This is a genomic window from Parafrankia sp. EUN1f, from assembly GCF_000177675.1.
Taxonomy (GTDB): Bacteria; Actinomycetota; Actinomycetes; order Frankiales; family Frankiaceae; genus Parafrankia.
In genome coordinates this window covers 22,144-43,716 of sequence record NZ_ADGX01000046.1, presented here as the reverse complement: position 1 = coordinate 43,716, position 21,573 = coordinate 22,144, and the positions used below count along the sequence as shown (strand labels likewise).

The window sequence follows — 21,573 nt, the reverse complement described above, 5'->3', positions numbered from 1 at the left end:
TGATGAGGGGAACCACCGGGCCGTGCGGGCCCGGTGGTTCCCCTCAGTCGTGGGTGAGTGGTCGCGAGTGAGTCAGTCGCGGGTGAGGTGGAAGAAGAAGTCGGCGGGGCGGCCCTTGGTGTCCGTCACGCCGAGCACCACGTTCTCGGAGATCTTCCGGAAGACATCGATCATCGGCTGGTCGTCGTAGATCATCGCCGCGGAGACCTTGCCGCGGAAGCTCAGTTCCCGCAGGCGGGCCAGGCCCAGCCCGGCGAACGAGTAGAGGGTGCCGTCGCTGCGACGGCATAACAGCGGGTCGGCGTGCTCCGCGTCAGTGAAATGTCGGCCGTACCACTTCATCCGGGTAAGCAGTACGCCCAGCTCGCGATCGGCGGTGAGCAGGCCGCCGCGCCAGCGGCCATACATGAACGTCGCTGGTACCGGATCGAGTTCGTCGAACAACGCCAGCAGCGGTTCCGCGGACTCGTTCGCGCCTGTCCTGATGAGCTCCAGGATGGCTGCCGCACTGCTCGTCAGTTTCATCTCATTCTCCCGGCACGGTGGCTGTGACTGTCGACGTCTCCCGGCCGCGCGAATTCGTGGGATCCGTGCGTGCTGCCGTCTCCCGCGTCGGCCTCATGGCCTGTATCGTGCCGGATACCAAATATATTGGATGTCTGCCCAGGGGTGTTGACGATGACGACCACGGCCGATCAGCCTGCTGTCTTAGTGACGCGTCATCCGGCCACCGGTGCGGATGCCGCGTCCTATCCGGTCGCGGCGCCCGCCGACGTGCGCGCCGCGGTGGAGGCCGCCCGCGGCGCGGGCGAATGGTGGCGTTCCATCGGCTGGAAGCGCCGCCGCGCGCACCTGTCGGCGCTGCGCCTGGCGATGGTCCGTGAGGTCGACACCCTGGCCGGCATCATCCGCGCCGAGACCGGCAAGCCGTTCGACGACGCGGTGCTCGAGATCATGCTGGCCGTCGAGCACCTGGACTGGGCCGCCCGCAACGCCCGCGCGGTACTGCGCCCGCGCAAGGTGCGCACGGGCCTGCTCGCCATCAACCAGACGGCAATCCTCGAATACGCGCCGTTCGGAGTCGTCGGGGTCATCGGTCCCTGGAACTACCCGCTCTACACGCCGATGGGCTCGATCTCCTACGCCCTGGCGGCGGGCAACGCGGTGGTCTTCAAGCCGAGCGAGTACACCCCGGGTGTAGGGCGCTGGCTCGCCGACACCTGGGCGAAGCTGCTGCCCGCGCAGCCGGTGCTGCAGGTCGTCACCGGGTTCGGCGAGACGGGCGCCGCGCTGTGCGAGGCCGGCGTCGACAAGATCGCCTTCACCGGCTCGACGGCCACCGGCAAACGGGTCATGGCCGCCTGCGCACGCACCCTCACCCCGGTGGTGATCGAGGCGGGTGGCAAGGACGCGCTGATCGTCGCCGCCGACGCCGACCTCGACGCCGCGGCGAAGGCGGCGATCTTCGGCGGGATGGGCAACTCCGGCCAGACCTGCGCCGGAGTCGAGCGGGTCTTCGTCGTCGACACCGTGTACGACGACTTCGTCTCCCGGGTCACCACCCTCGCGGCCCGGGTGCGCCCCGGCGACGGCGAGGGCGACCACTACGGCCCGATCACGATGCCCGCCCAGGTCGACATCATCCGCTCCCACATCTCCGATGCGCTGGGGCGCGGGGGGCGGGCCCTGGTCGGCGGGCTGGACGCGGTGAACGCGCCGTTCGTGGCACCGGTGGTGCTCGTCGACGTGCCGGCCGACAGCCTCGCCGCACGTGAGGAGACGTTCGGGCCGACCCTGGTCATCGACAAGGTCGCGGACCTCGACGAGGCCGTCCGCCGGGCGAACGACTCCCGGTTCGGGCTCGCCGCCTCGGTGTTCACCCGCAACCGCCGCAGTGGGCTCGACGTGGCGCGCCGGCTGCGCACCGGCGCCGCCTCCGTCAACAGCGTGCTCGGGTTCGCCTCGATTCCGGCGCTGCCCTTCGGTGGCGTCGGTGACTCCGGGTTCGGCCGCATCCACGGTGCCGACGGCCTGCGGGAGTTCAGCCGGCCGAAGGCGATCACGAGCGTCCGGTTCGCGAGCCCCGTGGATCTGATGACACTGGAGCGTTCACCGAAGGCGGTGCCGAGCGCGCTGCGGATTTTCCGGCTGCGGCACGGGCGCCGGTGAACGGGCAGCGGGCCCGCTCCTGCGAGCGGGCACGGGCGCGGGGCCGGGGCCTGGCGCCCGTGCGGTTACCGGCCTCACCACATGCCGAGTTTGGCGAGGTGGTTGATGAGGCGGTCGGCGCCGTCGGTGAAGTGTCGGACGGTGATGGCGCGGGCTTCTTCGGTGTTCTTGTTCTCGAGGGCGGTGAGCAGGGCGTCGTGGCGTTGGAGCATGTCGGCGCGCCAGGCCTGGTCGGTGGAGTAGAAGCGGGCGGGTGTGTAGCGGTTGGCGGTGTGCAGGAACCAGGAGAGTTTGCGGGCGTGGGCGAGGCGGTTGATGACGCGGTGGAACTCGAACTCGAGTTGTTCGATCTGGTCGACGTTCTCGGTGTCCACGGCGTTGCGGAGTGCTTGTTGGATGTCGTGGAGCTGGGTGAGGTGTGGGGGGTCGATGGTGGTGGCGGCGCGGGCGGCGAGTTCGCCGGCGATGTGGCCCTGGAGGTTGAACAGGTCGCGGACGTCCTGTTGGGACAGGGGGGTGACGACGTAGCCGCGGCGGGGTTCGAGTTCGACCATGTCCTCGCTGCGCAGGCGGACGAGGGCTTCGCGGACGGGGGTGACGCTGACGCCGAGTTCGCGGGCGACGTCGTCGAGGCGGATGTACTGGCCGGGCCAGATTTCGCCGGACATGATGAGGTCGCGCAGGTGGGCGGCGACTTCGTCGGCGAGTTGGGGTGCTCGGGGCAGCGGAGTGCCGCGGCGGGTGCGTGGTGTTCCGGCTGGCCTGGTCATGTGCCGCCCTTCCTAATCGCCCGCCGCGGGATGTGTGAGCGGCCGGTCGCAGCGCTGCCTATCAAACATATGAGATATGAGACGGGTTGGGGTGGAACTGGGTGCCCACCTGTCGCGAGGCGCGAGCATCGCTGCCACCACGAGGACCGGGCCCGGCCGCGGACGCTGGCCGAGCCGCTCGGGGGAACCAGGCTTTCTGAGCCAATCAGGCTTTGCGGGACCGCCGGCCCGGCCGGGCCGGCGGGATCGGCCGGGCCGACCTGCTTGGCGGCGCACACGTCGCGAACCGAGAGGGGGCCGGGTATCGGCAGACCGGTGAAGGCTGCTTCGGGTGACCTTGTCAGGTGGGTGCGATGAGCCTTTTCTGTCCCGCGGTGCCCGGTAAGGGGTGCCGCGATAGTGAGACGACGATGGAAAGGGCTTGGTGTTCACTGATTGCCACGGGTGGTGGTGGAATGCGTTAGGTGATGTTCGCCTTCGTCGAAAAGGGCGATAGGCCGCTGGCGTTTGCCGTGATGGCGTACTAGATTCGCCCTGGATCCAGAATCGGCTCGGACCGGCCATCCCAATGGGAATCGACCGTGGTACCGCGGTACGAAAGGCCGCCGGCTGACCGGCTCGGAAGCGCTCATCCTCACCCGGCCAGTGTGTTCTCCCGCCGGGCCGGGCGTGAATGCGTTGTTCGGCTTTGATTCATCGACCATGCCCGCCGCCGTCCTCCGGAAGTTCTGTCGCGCGCGAAACCCGTCCAGAAAAAAGCCTTGCGTAATGCCCGGAACGTCGAATAACGTACTTGCAGTCGCCGCTCGTCAAACGAGTGGCCCTCCCTATTTGTTGGCGTGCTGCGTCGCTGTGATGCAGCAGGATTCCCTCGTGCTGTCGCTCTCGGGAAGCAGGTAAAAATGAGCAATCTCCATCGGCGAGGTGTCCTGACCTTAGGCGCCGCGCTCGGTCTGGTCGGCGTCGCGGACGTGCTTCCGGCCTGGAGCGCCGTCGGCGGCGCGACCAGTTCCGGCACTCCTGCCAACTGGGTCTGGGACCCCGAGATCGACCAGATCATGGCCGATGTCTTCGACAACGGCCAGGTGGCCGCGGTCAACACGGCCATCCGTCCCTGGGTCGACAACAACGACCCGCTGCCGACCGGCCTGCCGGCGCCCCTCCAGACGTGGCTGCAGAACCACAACAAGCTGCCGGCGTGGGCCGACATGGCCAAGCTGAAGCGGGCCGCCGACTTCAACCGGCGCAAGGACACCTACCTGTTCATGCTGTACGGGCTCGGCAGCGGCATCATGAGCACGGTCATCCCGCGCGAGGCCAAGTCGGTGTACTGGTCCAAGGGCGGCGCCGACATGAAGGACCGCGCGGCGAAGACCTTCTCCTTCGGGTACGACCTGAGCCAGCTGGGCGCGTTCGAACCGAACGGTCAGTTCATCGTCACCGCGAACAAGACGCGGCTGGTGCACGCCACCGTCCGGCACATCCTGCCGACGCTGCCGAACTGGCTGGCGGTGGCTGACGAGCCCAACAAGATCCCGATCAGCAACGCCGACATCCTCGTCACCTTCCACAGCCTGGGCACCTTCGTGCACTCCAAGCTGAAGGAGTGGAAGGTCCCGATGTCGGCCGCCGACGAGGAGGCCTTCCTCCACTCGTGGCAGGTCGCCATCTCGCTGCTCGGTGTGCGGGACGAGTTCATCCCGGCGACGTGGAACGACGCGCACGCCCAGGCGGCGCAGGTGCTCACGCCGATCCTCACGCACACCTTCGAGGGCCAGGAGCTCGCCGAGGTCCTGCTCGGTCTCGTCTCCGAGGTCGACCTGGGCCTCACCCGCGGCTTCCTCAACGAGTTCACCCGCTACGTGCTCGGCGACCAGATCGCCAACTGGCTCGGGCTGCCCCGCGACTACATCTCGGCCGGCATCATCAAGATCGGCTGGCCGTCGTACATCGCCTTCCGTGAGGGGCTGCTGCCGCTCATGCCGGCCAACTTCTACCTGTTCGACCAGCTCATCCGCGCCATCGCCATGGCGTTCCTCAACGGGGGCACCTCGACCCAGACCACCCCGATCGAGATCCCCGACAGGAACCGCCCGACTTCCTGACCCCGGACGCCAGGCAACAGCGCACGACGGATGCCCCGCGGCAGCGCGCCGCGGGGCATCACCCCGTGGCAGCGCAGATCAACACGTCGGTTATGGTCGAGGATCATGCGGAACTCGTATTGCGCCCACTGCGGTACGAAATACCAGGCCGACGCGGGCTGGCCACGGCTGTGCGCCGACTGCGGTGAGACCACGTGGCGCAACCCGTCTCCGGTCGGGGTGGCGCTGGTGCCCGTCGTCGAGCCTGACGGCGGGCACGGCCTGGTGGTGATCCGCCGCGACATCGACCCGGGTCGCGGCGAGCTGGCGCTGCCCGGCGGCTTCATGGACGTCGGCGAGAGCTGGCAGGAGGCCGTCGTACGGGAGCTCCGCGAGGAGACGGGAATCCTCGCGGACGCCGCCGACGTCAGCCTGTTCGACGTGCACAGCGGCACCGACGGCTCGGTGCTGCTGGTCTTCGGCCTCCTGCCCGAGCGGCCCTGGGCCGACCTGCCGCCGGTGACGGCGACGGACGAGACGACGGAATGGCTGGTCGTCACCCAGCCGCAGCCGCTGGTGTTCCCGACCCACACCGACGCGCTGGCGTCCTACTTCACCCGCCGCGCCCGCCGGGCGCCAGCATCCACGAGCTGACCGGCTGACCGGCTGACCGGGCCGACAGGCCGGCGGCGTCGCGAACCGCGGGTCCCCGCGGACCGGGGACCCGCGGGCCGGATCAGCTGTCCGCGGCGGGCCCGCGGCCCTGCGCGGCCTCGCGCTCGTAGCTGCGCCACCGGCCGAGGATGTCGCTCTGCGCGAGCTCCTCCAGCCGGCCGGCCTCCGCCGGGTTGGCCCGGCTGAGCCGGGTGAAGCGGGACTCGGCCGCCGCGAACTCGCTGAACGGGATCGACGGTGCCCCGGAGTCCAGCGAGAACGGCTGCTCCTCCTCGCGCGGGTCGAACCGGTACAGCGGCCAGTACCCGGACCGTACCGCCCGCTTCTGGTGCTCCATCCCGGCGGTCATGTTGATGCCGTGGGCGATGCAGTGGCTGTAGGCGATGATCAGCGACGGGCCGTTCCAGCTCGCCGCCTCGTTGAACGCCTTCACGGTGTGCGCGTCGTTGGCGCCGAGCGCCACCTGCGCGACGTACACGTCGCCGTAGGCCGCCGCGACCAGCCCGAGGTCCTTCTTGCGGGTCCGCTTGCCGCCGACCGCGAACTTCGCGACCGCCGCCCGCGGCGTCGACTTCGACGCCTGCCCGCCGGTGTTCGAATACCCCTCGGTGTCGAGGACGAGCACGTTGACGTCACGTCCGGAGGCGAGCACGTGGTCGAGGCCGCCGAAGCCGATGTCGTACGCCCACCCGTCGCCGCCGACGATCCACACGCTCTTCTCGACCAGGTCGTCGAGCAGGGCGTCCAGCCGCCCGGCGTGCTCCATGCCCGCCAGCCTGCGCCGCAGTTCGGTCACCCGGGCGCGCTGGTCGGAGATGCCGGCCTCGGTCGACTGGTCGGCGTCCAGGATCGCCCCGATCAGCTGGTCGCCGACCAGCGCGCCCTCGGCGCGCAGCAGCCGGCGGGCCTCCCGGGCCCGGGCGTCGAGCGCGAGCCGCATCCCCAGCCCGAACTCGGCGTTGTCCTCGAACAGCGAATTGGCCCACGCCGGCCCGCGCCCCTGCGCATTCGTCGTCCACGGTGTCGTCGGCAGGTTGCCGCCGTAGATCGATGAGCAGCCGGTGGCGTTCGCGACCACGATGCGGTCACCGAACAGCTGGGTGAGCAGCTTCAGGTAGGGCGACTCGCCGCAGCCGGCGCAGGCCCCGGAGAACTCGAACAGCGGCTCCCGCAGCTGAGACCCGCGCACGGTCGTCGCCGACGCCAGCGCCGGCTCCACCGCGGGCAGCGTCTCGTGGAACGCCCAGCTGGCCCGCTCCTCGACGAAGCGCGACGCCGCGTCGACCATGTCGAGGGCACGATGGTCCGGCATCTCGCGGCTCTTCGCCGGGCACGCCTCGACGCAGACCCCGCAGCCGGTGCAGTCGTCCGGCGCGACCTGGATGGTGAGGCGGTAGTCGCCCAGGCGCGGGTCCTTCGGCCGGGTGTGGCGGAACGTCGCCGGCGCGTCGGCGAGCCGCGCCGGGTCGAACAGCGTCATCCGGATGGCCGCGTGCGGGCAGACGATCGCGCACTTGCCGCAGCTGACGCACAGCTCGGCGTCCCACACCGGCAGCTCCCGGGCGATGCCGCGCTTCTCGTACCGGGCCGTCCCCACCGGGAAGGTGCCGTCGGCGGGCAGCGCGCTGACCGGCAGCTGGTCGCCCTCACCGGCCATGATCCGCGCGGTGACCGTCCGGACGAAGTCGGGCACGTTGCCGGTCAGCCGCGGGCGTGGCTGCCCGGTGACCACGCGGCCGCGCAGATCCACCTCGTGCAGCGCGCCCAGCGCGCCGTCGATGGCCGCCATGTTGCGCCGCAGGACGTCCTCACCCCGCTTGTACTGCGCGGCGCGCACGCCCTCCTTGACCGCCGCGACCGCCGCCTCGGCCTCGAACAGCCCGGACAGTCGCAGGTAGCAGGTCTGCAGCACCGGGCTGACGATGCCGGGAATGCCCGCGGCCGCCGCCACCTGGTCGGCGTCGACGACGAACAGCCGCGCCTGCTTCTCCAGCAGATGCCGCTGCGCCTCGGCGGGCAGCCGGTCCCACACCCGGTCCGGCGGGTAAGCGGTGTTGAGCAGCACCGTGGCACCGCGCCCGGCCACCGCCAGGACGTCGACCCGCTCCAGCAACGACGACTGATGGCAGGCCACGTACTGGGCGTCGCGGATCAGCCAGGGCGCGTCCACCGGCCGCGGCGCCAGCCGCAGGTGCGACACCGTCATCGAACCGGACTTCTTCGAGTCGAAGACGAAGTAGGCCTGCGCGTGCAGCGGCGTGTGGTCGCCGACGATGCCGGCCGTGGTCCGGGTCGCGCCGACGGTGCCGTCGCTGCCCAGTCCGTAGAAGACGGCACGCAGGACGTCGCCGGCCTCCGCAGGGAAGCCGGCCTCGTCCACCGGCAGCGAAAGGTGGGTGACGTCGTCGTCGATGCCGACCGTCGCCTCGCGCCGCGGGTTCTCCCGGGTCAGCTCGTCGAACACGGCCGCCGCCATCGCGGGTGTGAACTCCTTGGAGGCGAGACCGTAGCGGGCGCCGATGACCCGCGGCATCCGCTCCGGCCGCTCCGCGAGGGCCGCGATGACATCGAGGCGCAGCGGCTCGCCGGTGGCTCCCGGCTCCTTCGTCCGGTCGAGGACGGCGATCGAGCGCACCGTCGGCGGCAGGCAGGCGAGGAACGCCCCGGTGTCGAACGGCCGGTACAGCCGGACCTGGACGAACCCGACCCGCTCACCACGGTCGACCAGCCGGCTGACCGCGTCCCGCACCGCCGACCGGCCCGAACCCATGATCACCACGACCCGCTCGGCCTGCGGGTGCCCGTGGTACTCGAAAAGCCGGTAGGCCCGGCCCGTCGCCGCGGCCAGCCGGTCCATCACCTGCTGGACCGCACCCGGGACCGCCGCGTAGTACGCGTTCGCCGCCTCCCGGGACTGGAAGAACGTGTCCGGGTCCTGGGTGGTGCCGCGGATCACCGGGCGGTCCGGGGACAGCGCCCGGAGCCGGTGCGCCTCGACGTGCCCGTCGGCCAGCAGCCCGGCCAGCGTCGGGTCGTCGATCAGCGTGACCTCGTTCAGCTCGTGCGAGGTGCGGAAGCCGTCGAAGAAGTGCAGGAACGGAACACGGGTCTGCATGGTCGCGGCATGCGCGACCGCGGCGAGGTCGTGTGCCTCCTGCGGGGAGGCGGAGGACAGCATGGCGAAGCCGGTCGACCGGGCCGCCATCACGTCGCTGTGGTCGCCGAAGATCGACAGCGCCTGCGTGGCCAGCGTCCGGGCGGCGACATGCAGAACCATCGGCGTCAGCTCGCCGGCGATCTTGAACATGTTCGGCAGCATCAGCAGGAGCCCCTGCGACGCGGTGAAGGTGGTGGACAGCGCGCCCGCCTGCAGCGCACCGTGCACGGCACCCGCGGCACCACCCTCACTCTGCAGCTGCACCACCTCGGGCACTCCGCCCCACAGGTTCGGGCGCCCCGCCGCGGCCCACACGTCGGCGAGCTCACCCATCCCCGAGGCCGGAGTGATCGGGTAGATGGCGATGACCTCACTCGCCCGGTAGGCAACGGACGTGGCCGCCTCGTTGCCGTCGATCGTCTTCTGCCCCATGGAGCCAGAGTGCATGGACCAGGGCCGCGTCAGCCGAGGACATCGGCCCCCATTCCCGGGACTGATCTCCCCGGGCCCGCCCGACGGACCGCGCTCCGCGCCGGGGCGGAGATCACCTCTCGTCACCTGCCGGATGGCCCCGCGTCCCGCTCAGGCCCGCTCGCCATCCTGCTCGGGCCGGCTCGGTGTTCCGCCCGGGTCCGCCGGAACCCGCCAGACGCATCTGCACAGGAATATGCGACGGCATCGTATGGTGATCCGGAGAAGGAGATCTGCCCGGCGAGGAGAAGATGGGCGGGGAGATCTCCGAATTTCTGATCGCATAGGTCGTCCGCCTCGTTCAGGTAGTGAAGAATCCGGACCCCTACAAGGTTCCGGTAGGGGGCGCCGGACCCACCCGCCTGCCCGGCGGTGTCGGATTGGGCAGGTGGGCGGGGGTTTCCGGGGCGTGCTGGTCCGGATGTCGACCTCGGCCCTCTGATTAGGGGTCATCGGACGCGTCAGGGGTGCGTCGGTTTTAGGGGTTCCGAGCGGTCAACGAGGATTCCTATCGTCTGCCGGGTGACGACGCGCGTGCCCGGCCGGGGCGGGTTATCGGGATCGGAGAATCCCTTGGCAGGGCCCTGTCGCCCACCCGCCGACGGCTCCGGTGCCGCTGCCGCCGTCCCTGATCGTCCCGGTGCCGGTGGCGCGGATGTCGGCGACGGCGCGGGGGCGACGCCTGGTTCGGACGTGCCGGCGGACCGGGCGCTCCCGAGGAACCCGTGGATTCATCGCGGCCGCGTCACGGGTGCGCGGATACGGCTGTACTGCTTTCCCTTCGCGGGCGGCAGCGCCGCGTCCTACCTCGGCTGGCAGGCGGAGCTCGGTGCGCAGGTGCAGGTCTGCGCGGTGGAACCGCCCGGCCGCCGGCAGCGCCGCCGGGAGCCGGCGATCCGCAGGATGGACGCCATGGTGGACGCGGTCGTCGCCGGCCTGCGGCCCGGCCTGGACGAGCCGTTCGCCTTCTTCGGTCACAGCCTGGGGGCGCTCGTCGCCTACGAGGTCGCCCGTCGGCTGCGAGCCGAGGGCGGGCCCGAACCGGCCCTGCTCTTCCTCAGCGCCGCCGCCGCGCCGCATCTGCCCCGTCGGCGTAGGGAGATCGCGGCCCTGCCCGACACCGAGTTCATCGACGAACTGCGGGGCCACGGCGGTACGCCGGAGCTCCTGCTGGCCGACCACGAGACAATGCGCCTCTTTCTGCCGGCGTTGCGGGCCGATTTCGAGCTTTTCGAGACGTATCGACATCGCTCGGGAGATCCTCCGGGATGCCCCGTCCATATCTACGGCGGTCGGATGGACGCCAGCGTGAATACCACGCAGTTGCGGGCGTGGCGGGCTCTGCTGCCCACGACCGTCGAGGTCCGTACCTTTCCCGGTGACCATTTTTACCTGAATTCTGACCGGCCGGCACTGCTCGCCGCAGTGGCCGAGCGCCTGGCCGGCAGGTTGGAGTGACCGTGGTGTCCAGTTCGCCCAGGGGAATACCCGGTTCGTCCATGGGAAGGTTCGGCTCGCCCAGGAGAAACGGGACCCGGGACGGTGCGCCGCCGCAGGACGGCATCGCCGTGATCGGCGTGGCCTGCCGGCTTCCTGGCGCGGCGACGCCGGACGCCTTCTGGCGATTGCTGCGCGACGGTGCCAGCGGCGTCGGTGAGATGCCGGCGTGGCGTTGGACCGGAACCACCCCCGACGATCAGGCCGGGCCCAGGGCTGGGGCCGGCTCCGATGGGCAGTTCCTGCCGCCCGCGGGCAGCCCGCTGCGCCATGGGGCGTTCCTGACCGATGTCGACCGCTTCGACGCGTCCTTCTTCGGGATCTCCCCGCGCGAGGCCGCTGTGATGGATCCGCAACAGCGGCTGGCCCTGGAGCTGGCGTGGGAGGCCATCGAGGACGCCGCCATCGTGCCCGCCACGCTGCGCGGAAGCGCGACCTGCGTGCTCGCCGGAGCGGTCGGCGCCGACTTCGTCTGGACACTGGCCGCCCACGGACCGGAGGGGATCACCCCACACACCTTCACCGGCGTGCAGCCGGCCGTCATCGCCAACCGGGTCTCCTACCTGCTGGGCCTGCGCGGGCCGAGCCTCACCGTGGACGCGGCGCAGGCATCGTCCCTGGTGGCCGTGCACATGGCTGCCGAGAACCTGCGCCGTGGCGAGTCCACCTGTGCGCTCGTCCTCGGGGTGCATCTCAACCTCGCGCGGGAGCGTGCGCTGGCGGCCGCCGCGTTCGGCGGCCTGTCGCCGACCGGTCGCTGTCGGGTCTTCGACGCCGGCGCCGACGGCTTCGTGCGCGGCGAGGGCGGGGTGGCCGTCCTGCTCAAGCCCCTCGCCCAGGCGATGGCCGACGGCGATCCGATCCGAGGCGTGATCCTGGGCGGTGCCGTCAACAACGACGGCGGCGGGCCGTCGCTGGCGCACCCGAGCGCCGCGGCGCAGGCGGAGCTGCTGCGCGAGGCCCACCGGCAGGCGGCGGTGGACCCGGCGGACGTCCAGTACGTCGAGTTGCACGGGACGGGCACCCCGGCGGGCGACCCGGTGGAGGCCGCCGCGCTCGGCGCCGCGTTCGGATCGTCGCCGCGTACCGGCCGACCGCTGCTCGTCGGTTCGGCCAAGACCAACGTCGGCCACCTGGAGGGCGCGGCCGGTCTCGTCGGCCTGCTGAAGGTGATCCTGAGTATCGAAGCGCGGCAGCTGCCGCCGAGCCTGAACCACCACAACCCCCATCCGCGGATCCCGCTCGACGAGCTGAACCTGCGGGTGCACACCGAGCTCGGACGGTGGCCCCGCCCCCAGGAACCGCTGCTGGCCGGGGTGAGCTCGTTCGGGGTGGGTGGCACGAACTGCCACGTCGTGGTGGGCGAGGCGCCCATGGCCCGGCCCGAGCCGTGCGCCGGGCTCGAGGACGACTCCGAGATCATCGAGCTCGGGAGCGCCCGCGAGACGCGTGACGCCGCCGCGGCCGGCGCGGAGCTCGCGGAGGGTACGGAAGGCGCGGACGGTTCGGAAGACGCGGAGGGCGCCGCGGACCGCCCGATGCCCTGGGTGCTGTCGGCCCGGGACGAGGCGGCGCTGGCGGCGCAGGCCGCCCGGCTGCGCGAGCACCTCGCGGGCCGGCCGGACTGGTCGATGCGGGATGTCGGTCATTCCCTGGCCACCACTCGGTCGTTGTTCGAGTACCGGGCGGTCCTGCTCGGTGGCAGCCGTGTCCAGCTGCTGGGCGAGCTCGACGCGCTGGCACGACACGCCCCTGGGCCCGCGGCCGTTGTCGGGCGGGCGACCGCCGTCCGGCAGTCGAGGGAGGCCCGACAGCCGGGCGACGTCGCGTGGGCGGGCGGGGACGCCGGTGGGGAGCCGTCCGGGACGTCCGGCGGGACCGTGTTCGTCTTTCCCGGGCAGGGCTCGCAGTGGGCCGGGATGCTCGCCGGCCTGCTGGACACGTCCGAGGTCTTCCGCCGTCAGCTCGCCGCGTGCGGCGACGCGCTCGAACCGCATCTCGACTGGCTGCCCGCGCGGGTCCTCCGTGGCCGGGACGAGATCCCCGACCTGGAGCGGGTCGACGTCGTCCAGCCGCTGCTGTTCGCCGTGATGGTCTCCCTGGCCCAGGTGTGGCGGTCCTACGGGGTGCGCCCCGCCGCTGTCGTCGGGCACTCCCAGGGCGAGATCGCCGCGGCCTGCGTCGCCGGCGTGCTCTCCCTGCGGCAGGCCGCGCGGATCGTGGCGGTGCGCGCCCGTGCCCTGCGTGCGCTGACCGGCCGGGGCGGGATGGTCGCGGTCGCGCTGGGCTCCGAGGCCGTCGAGGCCTGGCTGGCCGAAGCACGGGCCGGCGGCCTGGCCGGAGAGTTCGACGGCCTGCACGTCGCCGCCGCGAACGGTGTCGCGTCGAGTGTGGTCGCGGGCGACCCCGTGGCGCTCACCCGGCTCGTCGCGGCCTGCGAGGCCGACGGCATCCGCGCGCAGCGGCTGCCGGTGACCTACGCCTCGCACTCTCCGCAGGTGGAGCAGCTGCGGGACCGCATCCTCGCCGATCTCGGCGATCTCGGCTCGGCCCGTCCCACCGGGCGCGCGGGGCGCGTCGCGTTCTACTCGTCGGTGAGCGGCGACCGGTTCGACGCCGCCGGCATCACGACCGCCTACTGGTACCGCAACCTGCGCGAGCCCGTTCGCTTCGAGGCCGCCACGCGGGCGTTGCTCGCCGCGGGGCATCGCGTGTTCATCGAGGTCAGCCCGCATCCGGTGCTGGCCGCCAGCGTGCGGGACACCGCCGACGACGAGGCAGAGCGTTCCGAGCTCGGTCCGGTGACGGTCATCGGGTCGCTCCGCCGGGACGACGGTGGCCCCCGGCGCATGCTGACCTCGGTGGCCGAGGCGCTGGTCGCGGGGGTGGAGGTCGATCTGGGTGGCTGCTTCGGCCCGGGCACCGCGCGGCGGGTCGCCCTCCCGACCTACCCGTTCCAGCGCACGCGTCACTGGCCCGGCGCGGCCATCCCCGCCTCCCGGAATGCGCCGGGGGCAGCGGACCTCTCGGATTCGGTGGGCGTCCCGGATCTGTCCGCCGGCCCGGTCCTGCCGGATGCCGCAGACGCGCCGGATGTCGCAGACGCGCCGGATGTCGCTGGGCCGCCGGCTGTTCCGGCTGTTCCGGCTGTTCCAGGTGCGCGGGGTGCCGGGCCGGCGAGGGGAGCCGAGGCGCTTCGCGACCGGCTGGGCGGCCTCACGCCCTCGGCGGCGGACGCGGCCGTCCTCGACCTGGTGCGGGAGCAGACAGCGCGGGTCCTCGGGCACACCGACCCGTCCACCGTCGACCCGGACCGCCCGTTCGACGACCTGGGCCTCGACTCGCTGACGGCCGTCCGCCTGCGTGATCGGCTGGCTGCCGCCACCGGCCTGCGGCTGCCGAGCGGACTGCTGTTCAACCAGCCCACGGCGCGCCGGCTCGCCCGCCACCTGAGATTGACGCTGCGCCCTGAGCCGACGTCCCGCCAGGCACCGGGCGCGGCGGGCGACGGGGCCGACCGACCTGAGATCACGCACCGGGACGAGACGCCGCGTCGCGACGGGGGCCGGCGCCGGAACGAGACGCTGTCGCGGGATCCGATCGCCATCGTGTCGATGGGTTGCCGCTATCCGGGGGGTGTCCGCTCGCCCGAGGACCTGTGGCGCCTGGTCGTCGACCGCGTGGACGCCACCGGGGAGGTCCCGCGGGTCCGCGGCTGGGACCGGCTCGACTGGTATCACCCCGGGCCCGAGCCGCGGCCGGGCAGGTCCTACACCCGGCGTGGCGGGTTCCTCGCCGACGCGGACATGTTCGACCCCGAGTTCTTCGGCATCAGTCCACGGGAGGCGCTGGCGCTTGACCCGCAGCAGCGGGTGCTGCTGGAGGTCGCCTGGGAGACCCTGGAACGAGCGGCGATCGTGCCCGCCAGCCTGCGTGGCTCGGCGACCGGGGTGTTCGTCGGTGCCATGGCGGCCGACTACGGCCCACGTCTGCATGAGGCCCGCGGGGACGTCGCCGGCTATGTCCTGACCGGGACGACGGGCAGTGTCGTGTCCGGCCGGCTGGCCTACGTGCTGGGCCTCGAGGGGCCGGCGGTGACCGTGGACACCGCCTGCTCGTCGTCGCTGGTCGCGATGCACCAGGCCTGCACGGCGCTGCGGGCCGGCGAGTGCGATCTGGCGCTGGCCGGCGGGGTGGCCGTCCTGGCCACCCCGGGCCTGCTCATCGAGTTCAGCCGGCACCGTGGGCTGTCGCCCGCCGGCCGCGTCCGGCCGTTCGCGGCCGCCGCCGACGGCACGGCCTGGGCGGAAGGCGCGGGCCTGCTGCTGCTGGAGCGGCTGAGCGATGCCCGCCGCAACGGTCGCACGGTGCTGGCCGTCCTGCGGGGCAGCGCGATGAACCAGGACGGCGCGAGCAACGGGCTGACCGCCCCGAACGGCCCGTCGCAGGAGCGGGTGATCCGTCGGGCCCTGGGCGACGCCGGGCTTGCCCCGGCGGATGTCGACGCGGTGGAGGCGCACGGCACGGGGACCACGCTCGGGGACCCGATCGAGGCCGACGCGATCATCGCGACCTACGGTGCGCGAGACGGTGGACGTCCGCTGTGGCTGGGGTCGCTCAAGTCGAACCTCGGCCACCCGCAGGCCGCCGCGGGTGTCGGCGGGGTCATCAAGATGGTGCAGGCGCTGCGCCATGAGCTGCTGCCGGCAACGCTGGGCGTGGACGAGCCGACCCCGCACGTCGACTGGTCCGCGGGCACGGTCCGGCTGCTGACGGAACCAGTCGCCTGGCCGGTGCAGGCCGGTCGCCCCCGGCGCGCCGGTGTGTCGTCGTTCGGCATCAGCGGCACGAACGCGCATGTCATCGTGGAGCAGGGCGATCCGCTCCCGGACGTGGCCGCGCAGCCCGCCGGAGCCACCGGAGCCGGCGCTGGAGCGGCCGGAGTCGGCGCTGGAGCGGCTGGGGCCGGGTCTGGGGCCGGGGCCGTTGGTCCGTCCGCCGTGACCACGGCGATGCCGTTCGTGCTCTCCGCGGCCCGTCCGGATGATCTGGCCGGCCAAGCCGCCCGCCTTGTCGACCAGCTGCGCCGGGAGGAGCGGACGCCGCTGGCGGCGCTCGCACACGCGCTGGTCACGACCCGCACGGCGCACCCCAGCAGGGCCGCGGTCGTCGCCCGCACCCGGGAGGAGCTCCTCACCGGGCTGGCGGGGCTCGTGCCCGTCGACGTCGCGGACGCGTCGGGTGGGGCGTCCGCCGATGGGCCGAGCGACGCGGTCACCGAGATCTCCGGCCGGCTGCCGCGGGTCGTGCGAGGTCAGGCGCTGGCGGGCCGGATCGCGTTCGTCTTCCCCGGGCAGGGTGCGCAGTGGGAGGGCATGGCCGCGGGGCTGCTCGACTCCTCGGCGGTCTTCCGTGACCAGATGCGGGCCTGTGACGACGTGCTGCGGCCGCATGTGGGCTGGAACCTGCTCGACGTGATCACCGGTTCGGCGGACGCGCCACCGCTGGACCGGGCGGAGGTGCTGCAGCCCGCGCTGTTCGCGGTGATGACATCGCTCGCAGCCCTGTGGCGGGCGCACGGGGTCGAGCCGGACGCGGTGGTGGGGCACTCCCAGGGCGAGATCGCCGCCGCGGCCGTCGCCGGCGTGCTGAGCCTCGCCGACGCCGCGCGCGTCGTCGCGCTGCGGGCCCGGGTGCTGGGCCGGCTACGCGGCCGGGGCGGCATGGTCGCCCTGCAGGTCGGGGCGGTACGAACCACCGAACTGCTCGCGGACTGGCCGGACCGGCTGTCGATCGCCGCGGTCAACGGCCCGGCCAGCACCGTCGTCTCCGGTGCCGACGAGGCGCTCGACGCGCTGCTCGCCGCCTGCGAGCGGGTGAAGGTGCACGCGCGCCGCGTGCCGGTCGACTACCCCTCGCACAGTCCGTACGTGGCGGAGGTCCGCGCCGAGCTGCTCGCCGCGCTGGAAGGCCTCACGCCGTCCACCGGTTCGGTGCCCTTCTACTCCACGCTGACCGGGGCGCGCGCCGACGGCCGCGGGCTCGACGCCGAGTACTGGTACCGCAACCTGCGCGAACCGGTGCGGTACGAGCAGGCCTGCCGCGCGCTGCTCGACGCCGGGCACCGGGTGCTCATCGAGATCAGCCCGCACCCGGTCCTGACCGTCAGCAGCACGCAGACGTCCGAGGCGCACGGGGTCATCGCGGCCGCCGTCGGAACCCTGCGCCGGGGCGAGGGCGACCTCGACCGGTTCATGCTCTCCCTCGCCGAAGCCCACACCCACGGTGTCACGCCCGACTGGTCGGCGGTGCTGCCCCGGCCGTCCGGGCGCGTGACGCCGCTGCCGACCTACGCGTTCGCCCGGACGTCCTACTGGCTGCCGCCGGTCGCTCCCGCCGCGGTGGCCGTGGCCGAGAGCGGGCTCGACGCGGCCGGGCATGGGCTGCTCACCGCGGTGGTGCGCCTCCCCGACGGCCGGCGGATCCTGACCGGCCGCCTCTCGCCGGCCGCCCAGCCCTGGCTCGGGGAGCACCAGGTGCACGGCACGGTGGTGCTGCCCGCGGCCGCGGTCCTCGACCTCGCCCTGCACGCGGGGCGAGCCGCCGGCACACCGTGGCTGGGCGAACTGACGCTGACCGCACCGCTGACCCTGCCAGCGCCGGCGCCGGGTGGATCCGGTGTCGCCGTCCAGCTGCATCTGGCGGCGGCGGACGAGTCCGGGCGGCGCGGCTTCGCCTTCTACTCCCACCCGGGCGGTGCTGACGCCGCCGCGGCCGGCGGGCTCGGCGCCACCGGGACCGCCACGGCGAACGGCGCGGGGGACGAATCGGACGGCGAGGGCGGGTGGGTGTGCCACGCCACCGGCTGGCTGGCCCGGGAACCCGTCGGCGCGCTGTCGGCGGACGTCCCGGAGGACTGGCCGCCGGCCGGGGCGGTGCCGGTCGACATCGCCGACGTGTACGAACTGCTGGCGGACCGCGGCCACGGCTACGGCCCGTCCTTTCGGGGGCTCACCGCGTTGTGGGCGGACGGCGACGAACTGTACGCCGAGGTGGAGCTGTCCCCGGGGGGTGATCGGGGCACACCCGAACCAGCGGGAGCGGGGTTCGCGCTGCACCCGGCGCTGGTGGACGCGGCCCTGCACCCGTTGCTGCTCGCGGCGTTCGGCGCCACACCCGGCTCCGGCCCCGGCGACGTGCCGGCGGGTCCTGGTTCCGCGGCGCCCGGTCCTGGTTCCGCGACGCCGTCGGCCGCGCCACCGGCGGCGGCTGACGGCCCGCTGCTCCCGTTCTCCTGGCGAGGCGTGAGCCTGCACGCCGTCGGCGCGACCAGGCTGCGGGTACGGCTGACTCGAACCGGCCCCCATCGAGCCGAGGTGCGACTGCGGGATGGCGACGGCCGGCTGGTGCTGCGGGTCGGCGAACTCAGCCTGCGCCCCGCACCCGCCCAGCCGGGGTCCGCAGGCCCGGGCTCCTACCAGCTCGGCTGGGTCCGCGGCCGGGAGCGGACCGGCTCGCCGGCCGCGGCCGCGGCCACGGACTGGGCTCTGGTCGGCGACCTGCCGCCGTCCTTCGTCGAGCGGGTGGACAGCATCGTGCGTGGCGCCGGGCACGCGGGCGCGGGCGACGGTGGCGCCGTCCCCCGCTATCGCGACCTGACCGAGCTGCGCGCGGCTGTGGCGGCCGGCGCCGGTGCGCCGAGCGTGGTGTTCCACCCCGCGCCGGTCGCGGAGCCGGACCGCGTACCGGATCCGGCGGCGCCGGTGGAAGCGGTCCACCGTGCCACCGGCGCCGCCGTCGATCTGCTCCAGCGATGGTTGCTGGACGAGACCTTCGCGGACAACCGGCTGGTACTGGTCACCCGGGGTGCCGTCCAGGCCGGTGACGCCGACCGGCCCGCCAGCCTGGCCGGCGCGGCGGTGTGGGGGCTCGTCCGGTCGGCGCAGACGGAGAACCCGCGCCGGCTCGCCCTGCTCGACCTGGACGTCGGTGACCGGCCTCCGCCCGCGGAGGCGTTGACCGCCGCTGGTGGCGGGGCCGAACCACAGCTGGCCGTCCGGGCCGGCGAGATGGTCGTCCCCCGGCTGGCCGGGCCGACCGGCGACGGTTCCGCCGGCGGCGGGCCGGCGGGCGGCGGACCTGCCGACGGCTGGTCTGCCGGCGGAGGGCTCGTGCTGCCGCCCGGGGACGGCTGGCGGGTGGATCTGACCAGCCGGGGAAGCCTGGACAACCTGGCCGTGGTCGCCGGCGACGCGGACCGCCGGCCGCTCGCGGCCGGGGAGGTGCGCATCGCGGTGCGCGCCGCCGGTGTCAACTTCCACGACCTGGTCCTCGCGCTGGCCATGGTGGACGACGGGGGCGGGATCGGGCTGGAAGGCGCCGGTGTCGTGACGGAGGTCGGCCCCGGCGTGCCGGGAATCCGCCCGGGTGACCGCGTGATGGGCCTTTTCCCGGCCGCGTTCGGGCCGGTGGCGGTGGCGGATCACCGGCTGCTGACGCCGGTGCCGGACTCGTGGACCTTCACCGAGGCGGCCACCGTGCCGGCCGCCTTCCTCACCGCCTACTACGGGCTGCGGGAACTCGCCGGGCTGCGCGCCGGGCAGCGGGTGCTCATCCACGCCGCCACCGGCGGGGTGGGCCTGGCGGCGATGCAGCTGGCACGCCTGGCCGGCGCCGAGGTCTTCGCCACGGCAAGCCGGGCGAAGTTGGATGTCCTGCGCGCGGCGGGCCTCGACGAACGGCATGTGGCGGACTCCCGCGGTACCGACTTCGACCAGCAGGTGCTCGCGGCGACCGACGGGCGGGGCGTCGACGTCGTACTGAACTCGCTGGCCCGGCAGCGGGTCGACGCGGGCCTGCGCCTGCTGCCGCGCGGTGGCTGGTTCGTGGAGCTCGGCAAGACCGACCTGCGGGATCCCGCCCAGGTCGCGCGGGAGTACCCCGGTGTCTCCTACCAGGCCTTCGACGTCACCACCGACCCGGGCCCGGACCACACGGCGCGCATGCTCGCCGCACTGGCGGCCTCGTTCGCGGACGGATCGCTGCGGCCGCTGGCGCTGACCGCGTATCCGATGTCGCGTGCCGGCGAGGCCTTCCGAACGCTCTCCCTGGCCCGGCATGTCGGCAAGCTCGTCCTCGTCCCGCCCCGCCGACTGGACCCCGACGGCACCGTGCTGATCACGGGTGGCACCGGGCGGCTGGGCGGCCTGGTCGCGCGTCGCCTCGTCACCAGGCACGGCGCGCGGAACCTGCTGCTGGCGAGCCGCCGCGGCGTGACAGGTCCTGACGGCGTGACAGGTTCTGACGGCGTGACAGGTCTTGACGGCGTGACGGGCGCTGACGGCGTGACGGGCGCCGACGGTGCGGCCGGGACGGGCGGTCTGGTCGACGAGCTGCGCCGGTTGGGCGCCCAGGTGACGGTGGTCGCCGTGGACGTCTCCGACCGGGCCGGCGTGGCCGCCGTCCTGTCCGCGATCCCGCCTGAGCGGCCACTCACGGCCGTGGTGCACGCCGCGGGGGTGCTGTCGGACGCACCCGTGTCGGCACTCACCTCCGAGCAGCTCGAGGAGGTACTGCGCCCGAAGATCGACGCCGCCTGGCACCTGCACGAACTCACCCGCGACCGTGATCCGGCGGCCTTCGTGCTCTTCTCCTCGATCGCCGGTCTGCTCGGCAACGCCGGCCAGGGCAACTACGCCGCGGCCAACGCCGCGCTCGACGCGCTGGCCGGGAACCGGCGACATGGGGGCCTGCCGGCCGTCTCCCTCGCCTGGGGGCTGTGGGAGACGTCCAGCGGCATGACCGGGCAGCTACGCCGGGCCGACCTGGACCGGATGGCGCGCACGGGCCTGGTGCCCCTGCCGACGGACCAGGCTCTGCGCCTGTTCGACGAGGCCCTGACCACCGACCGCGCCGTCGTCGTCCCGGCACGGCTGGACCAGGCGGCCCTGCGCCGCGCCACCGCCTCGGCCCTGCCCGCGGTGCTGCGCGACCTCGCCCGCGCGACGGAGCCGCCGCGCGTCGTGGCAGACCAGGCCGCGGCCGGTGGTGCCGACGGCCGCGGTGGCCCCGGTGCGCCCGGCAGCCTGGGCGGTTCGCGGGACTCGATCCGCGGGCGGCTGGCTGGCCTGCCCGAACCACTGCGGAAGCGGCAGCTGCTTGACCTGGTGCGCACCCACGGTGCCGCGATTCTCAGCCTGCCTGGTCCTGGCGCGATCGGGTCCGACCGCACCTTCCGGGAGCTCGGCGTGGACTCGCTCACGGCGGTGGAGCTGCGAAACCGGATGTCGGAAGCCATCGGGCTGCCGCTGCCGGCGACGCTCGTCTTCGACCACCCGACGCCGGCCGCGCTGGCGGACCGCCTGCTCGCGGACCTGTTCCCCCCATCGGACCGGTCCCCGCAACCCACCGACCCGGCCCCTGACCCGGCCGACCGGGCCGACCGAGCAGACCCGGCAGACCGAGCGGACCGAGTGGACCCGGCAGACCGAGCGGACCCGGCAGACCGAGCGGACCCGGCAGACCTGGACATCAGCGGCGTGGACCCCACGGCCCCGGACGCGGAGGACGTCGAGCGGCGCCTGGCACTCGCCTCCGCCGAGGAGCTGTTCTCCATCATCGACCGGGAACTGCGTGTGCCCGGAGGGTGACGCCCGCGCCCGCGGCCTGTCGCCGCCCCCACCTTCCCCGTCGAGACGTCCGGATCGCCGGACGTAGCACGCCCTCGAGACCTTCGAATCCGTCGAGCACA

Annotated in this window: 8 protein-coding genes; 5 read left to right on the top strand and 3 right to left on the bottom strand. The window is 73.2% G+C overall.

The features are described from left to right. Positions 1-72: 72 nt before the first annotated feature. Positions 73-525 (bottom strand): DUF4334 domain-containing protein, encoded by a 453-nt coding sequence (locus tag FREUN1FDRAFT_RS15770; protein WP_006541097.1) that lies wholly within the window; start codon positions 523-525, stop codon positions 73-75. A 153-nt stretch (positions 526-678) separates the two neighbouring features. Between FREUN1FDRAFT_RS15770 and FREUN1FDRAFT_RS15765 the strand changes: the two genes are divergently transcribed. After that, entirely contained in the window at positions 679-2,169 is a 1,491-nt protein-coding gene (locus tag FREUN1FDRAFT_RS15765) for an aldehyde dehydrogenase family protein (RefSeq protein WP_006541096.1), read from the top strand. A gap of 74 nt (positions 2,170-2,243) precedes the next feature. On the opposite strand, the gene FREUN1FDRAFT_RS15760 is transcribed toward FREUN1FDRAFT_RS15765, so the two are convergent. Continuing rightward, complete coding sequence (locus FREUN1FDRAFT_RS15760) at positions 2,244-2,939, bottom strand: GntR family transcriptional regulator (RefSeq protein WP_006541095.1); 696 nt, start codon at positions 2,937-2,939, stop codon at positions 2,244-2,246. 902 nt (positions 2,940-3,841) lie between these two features. Between FREUN1FDRAFT_RS15760 and FREUN1FDRAFT_RS15755 the strand changes: the two genes are divergently transcribed. Both FREUN1FDRAFT_RS15755 and FREUN1FDRAFT_RS15750 read left to right on the top strand, forming a co-directional pair. Next, positions 3,842-5,044 (top strand): oxygenase MpaB family protein, encoded by a 1,203-nt coding sequence (locus FREUN1FDRAFT_RS15755; RefSeq protein ID WP_006541094.1) that lies wholly within the window; start codon positions 3,842-3,844, stop codon positions 5,042-5,044. 105 nt (positions 5,045-5,149) lie between these two features. Beyond that, positions 5,150-5,677, top strand: coding sequence for an NUDIX domain-containing protein (locus FREUN1FDRAFT_RS15750; protein WP_006541093.1), 528 nt, complete (start codon positions 5,150-5,152; stop codon positions 5,675-5,677). Positions 5,678-5,759: 82 nt separating this feature from the next. Here FREUN1FDRAFT_RS15750 and nifJ read toward each other — a convergent pair whose 3' ends face one another. Beyond that, positions 5,760-9,287: a pyruvate:ferredoxin (flavodoxin) oxidoreductase gene (nifJ, locus tag FREUN1FDRAFT_RS15745; protein WP_006541092.1), complete on the bottom strand. Its 3,528-nt coding sequence runs from the start codon at positions 9,285-9,287 to the stop codon at positions 5,760-5,762. A gap of 612 nt (positions 9,288-9,899) precedes the next feature. Between nifJ and FREUN1FDRAFT_RS15740 the strand changes: the two genes are divergently transcribed. Together FREUN1FDRAFT_RS15740 and FREUN1FDRAFT_RS45135 are read left to right on the top strand one after the other, a co-directional pair. Beyond that, positions 9,900-10,784: a thioesterase II family protein gene (locus FREUN1FDRAFT_RS15740; protein ID WP_006541091.1), complete on the top strand. Its 885-nt coding sequence runs from the start codon at positions 9,900-9,902 to the stop codon at positions 10,782-10,784. Between the two features lie 41 nt (positions 10,785-10,825). Beyond that, the gene (locus FREUN1FDRAFT_RS45135) at positions 10,826-21,472 is read left to right on the top strand and encodes a type I polyketide synthase (RefSeq protein ID WP_050795884.1); all 10,647 of its coding nucleotides are present in this window, start codon (positions 10,826-10,828) and stop codon (positions 21,470-21,472) included. Positions 21,473-21,573: the final 101 nt, after the last annotated feature.

What these genes read in the sequence shown, in the direction of transcription:
- FREUN1FDRAFT_RS15770 (WP_006541097.1), bottom strand. Translation starts at nt 525, where the DNA reads ATGAAACTGACGAGCAGTGCGGCAGCCATCCTGGAGCTCATCAGGACA.
- FREUN1FDRAFT_RS15765 (WP_006541096.1), top strand. Translation starts at nt 679, where the DNA reads ATGACGACCACGGCCGATCAGCCTGCTGTCTTAGTGACGCGTCATCCG.
- FREUN1FDRAFT_RS15760 (WP_006541095.1), bottom strand. Translation starts at nt 2,939, where the DNA reads ATGACCAGGCCAGCCGGAACACCACGCACCCGCCGCGGCACTCCGCTG.
- FREUN1FDRAFT_RS15755 (WP_006541094.1), top strand. Translation starts at nt 3,842, where the DNA reads ATGAGCAATCTCCATCGGCGAGGTGTCCTGACCTTAGGCGCCGCGCTC.
- FREUN1FDRAFT_RS15750 (WP_006541093.1), top strand. Translation starts at nt 5,150, where the DNA reads ATGCGGAACTCGTATTGCGCCCACTGCGGTACGAAATACCAGGCCGAC.
- nifJ (WP_006541092.1), bottom strand. Translation starts at nt 9,287, where the DNA reads ATGGGGCAGAAGACGATCGACGGCAACGAGGCGGCCACGTCCGTTGCC.
- FREUN1FDRAFT_RS45135 (WP_050795884.1), top strand. Translation starts at nt 10,826, where the DNA reads ATGGGAAGGTTCGGCTCGCCCAGGAGAAACGGGACCCGGGACGGTGCG.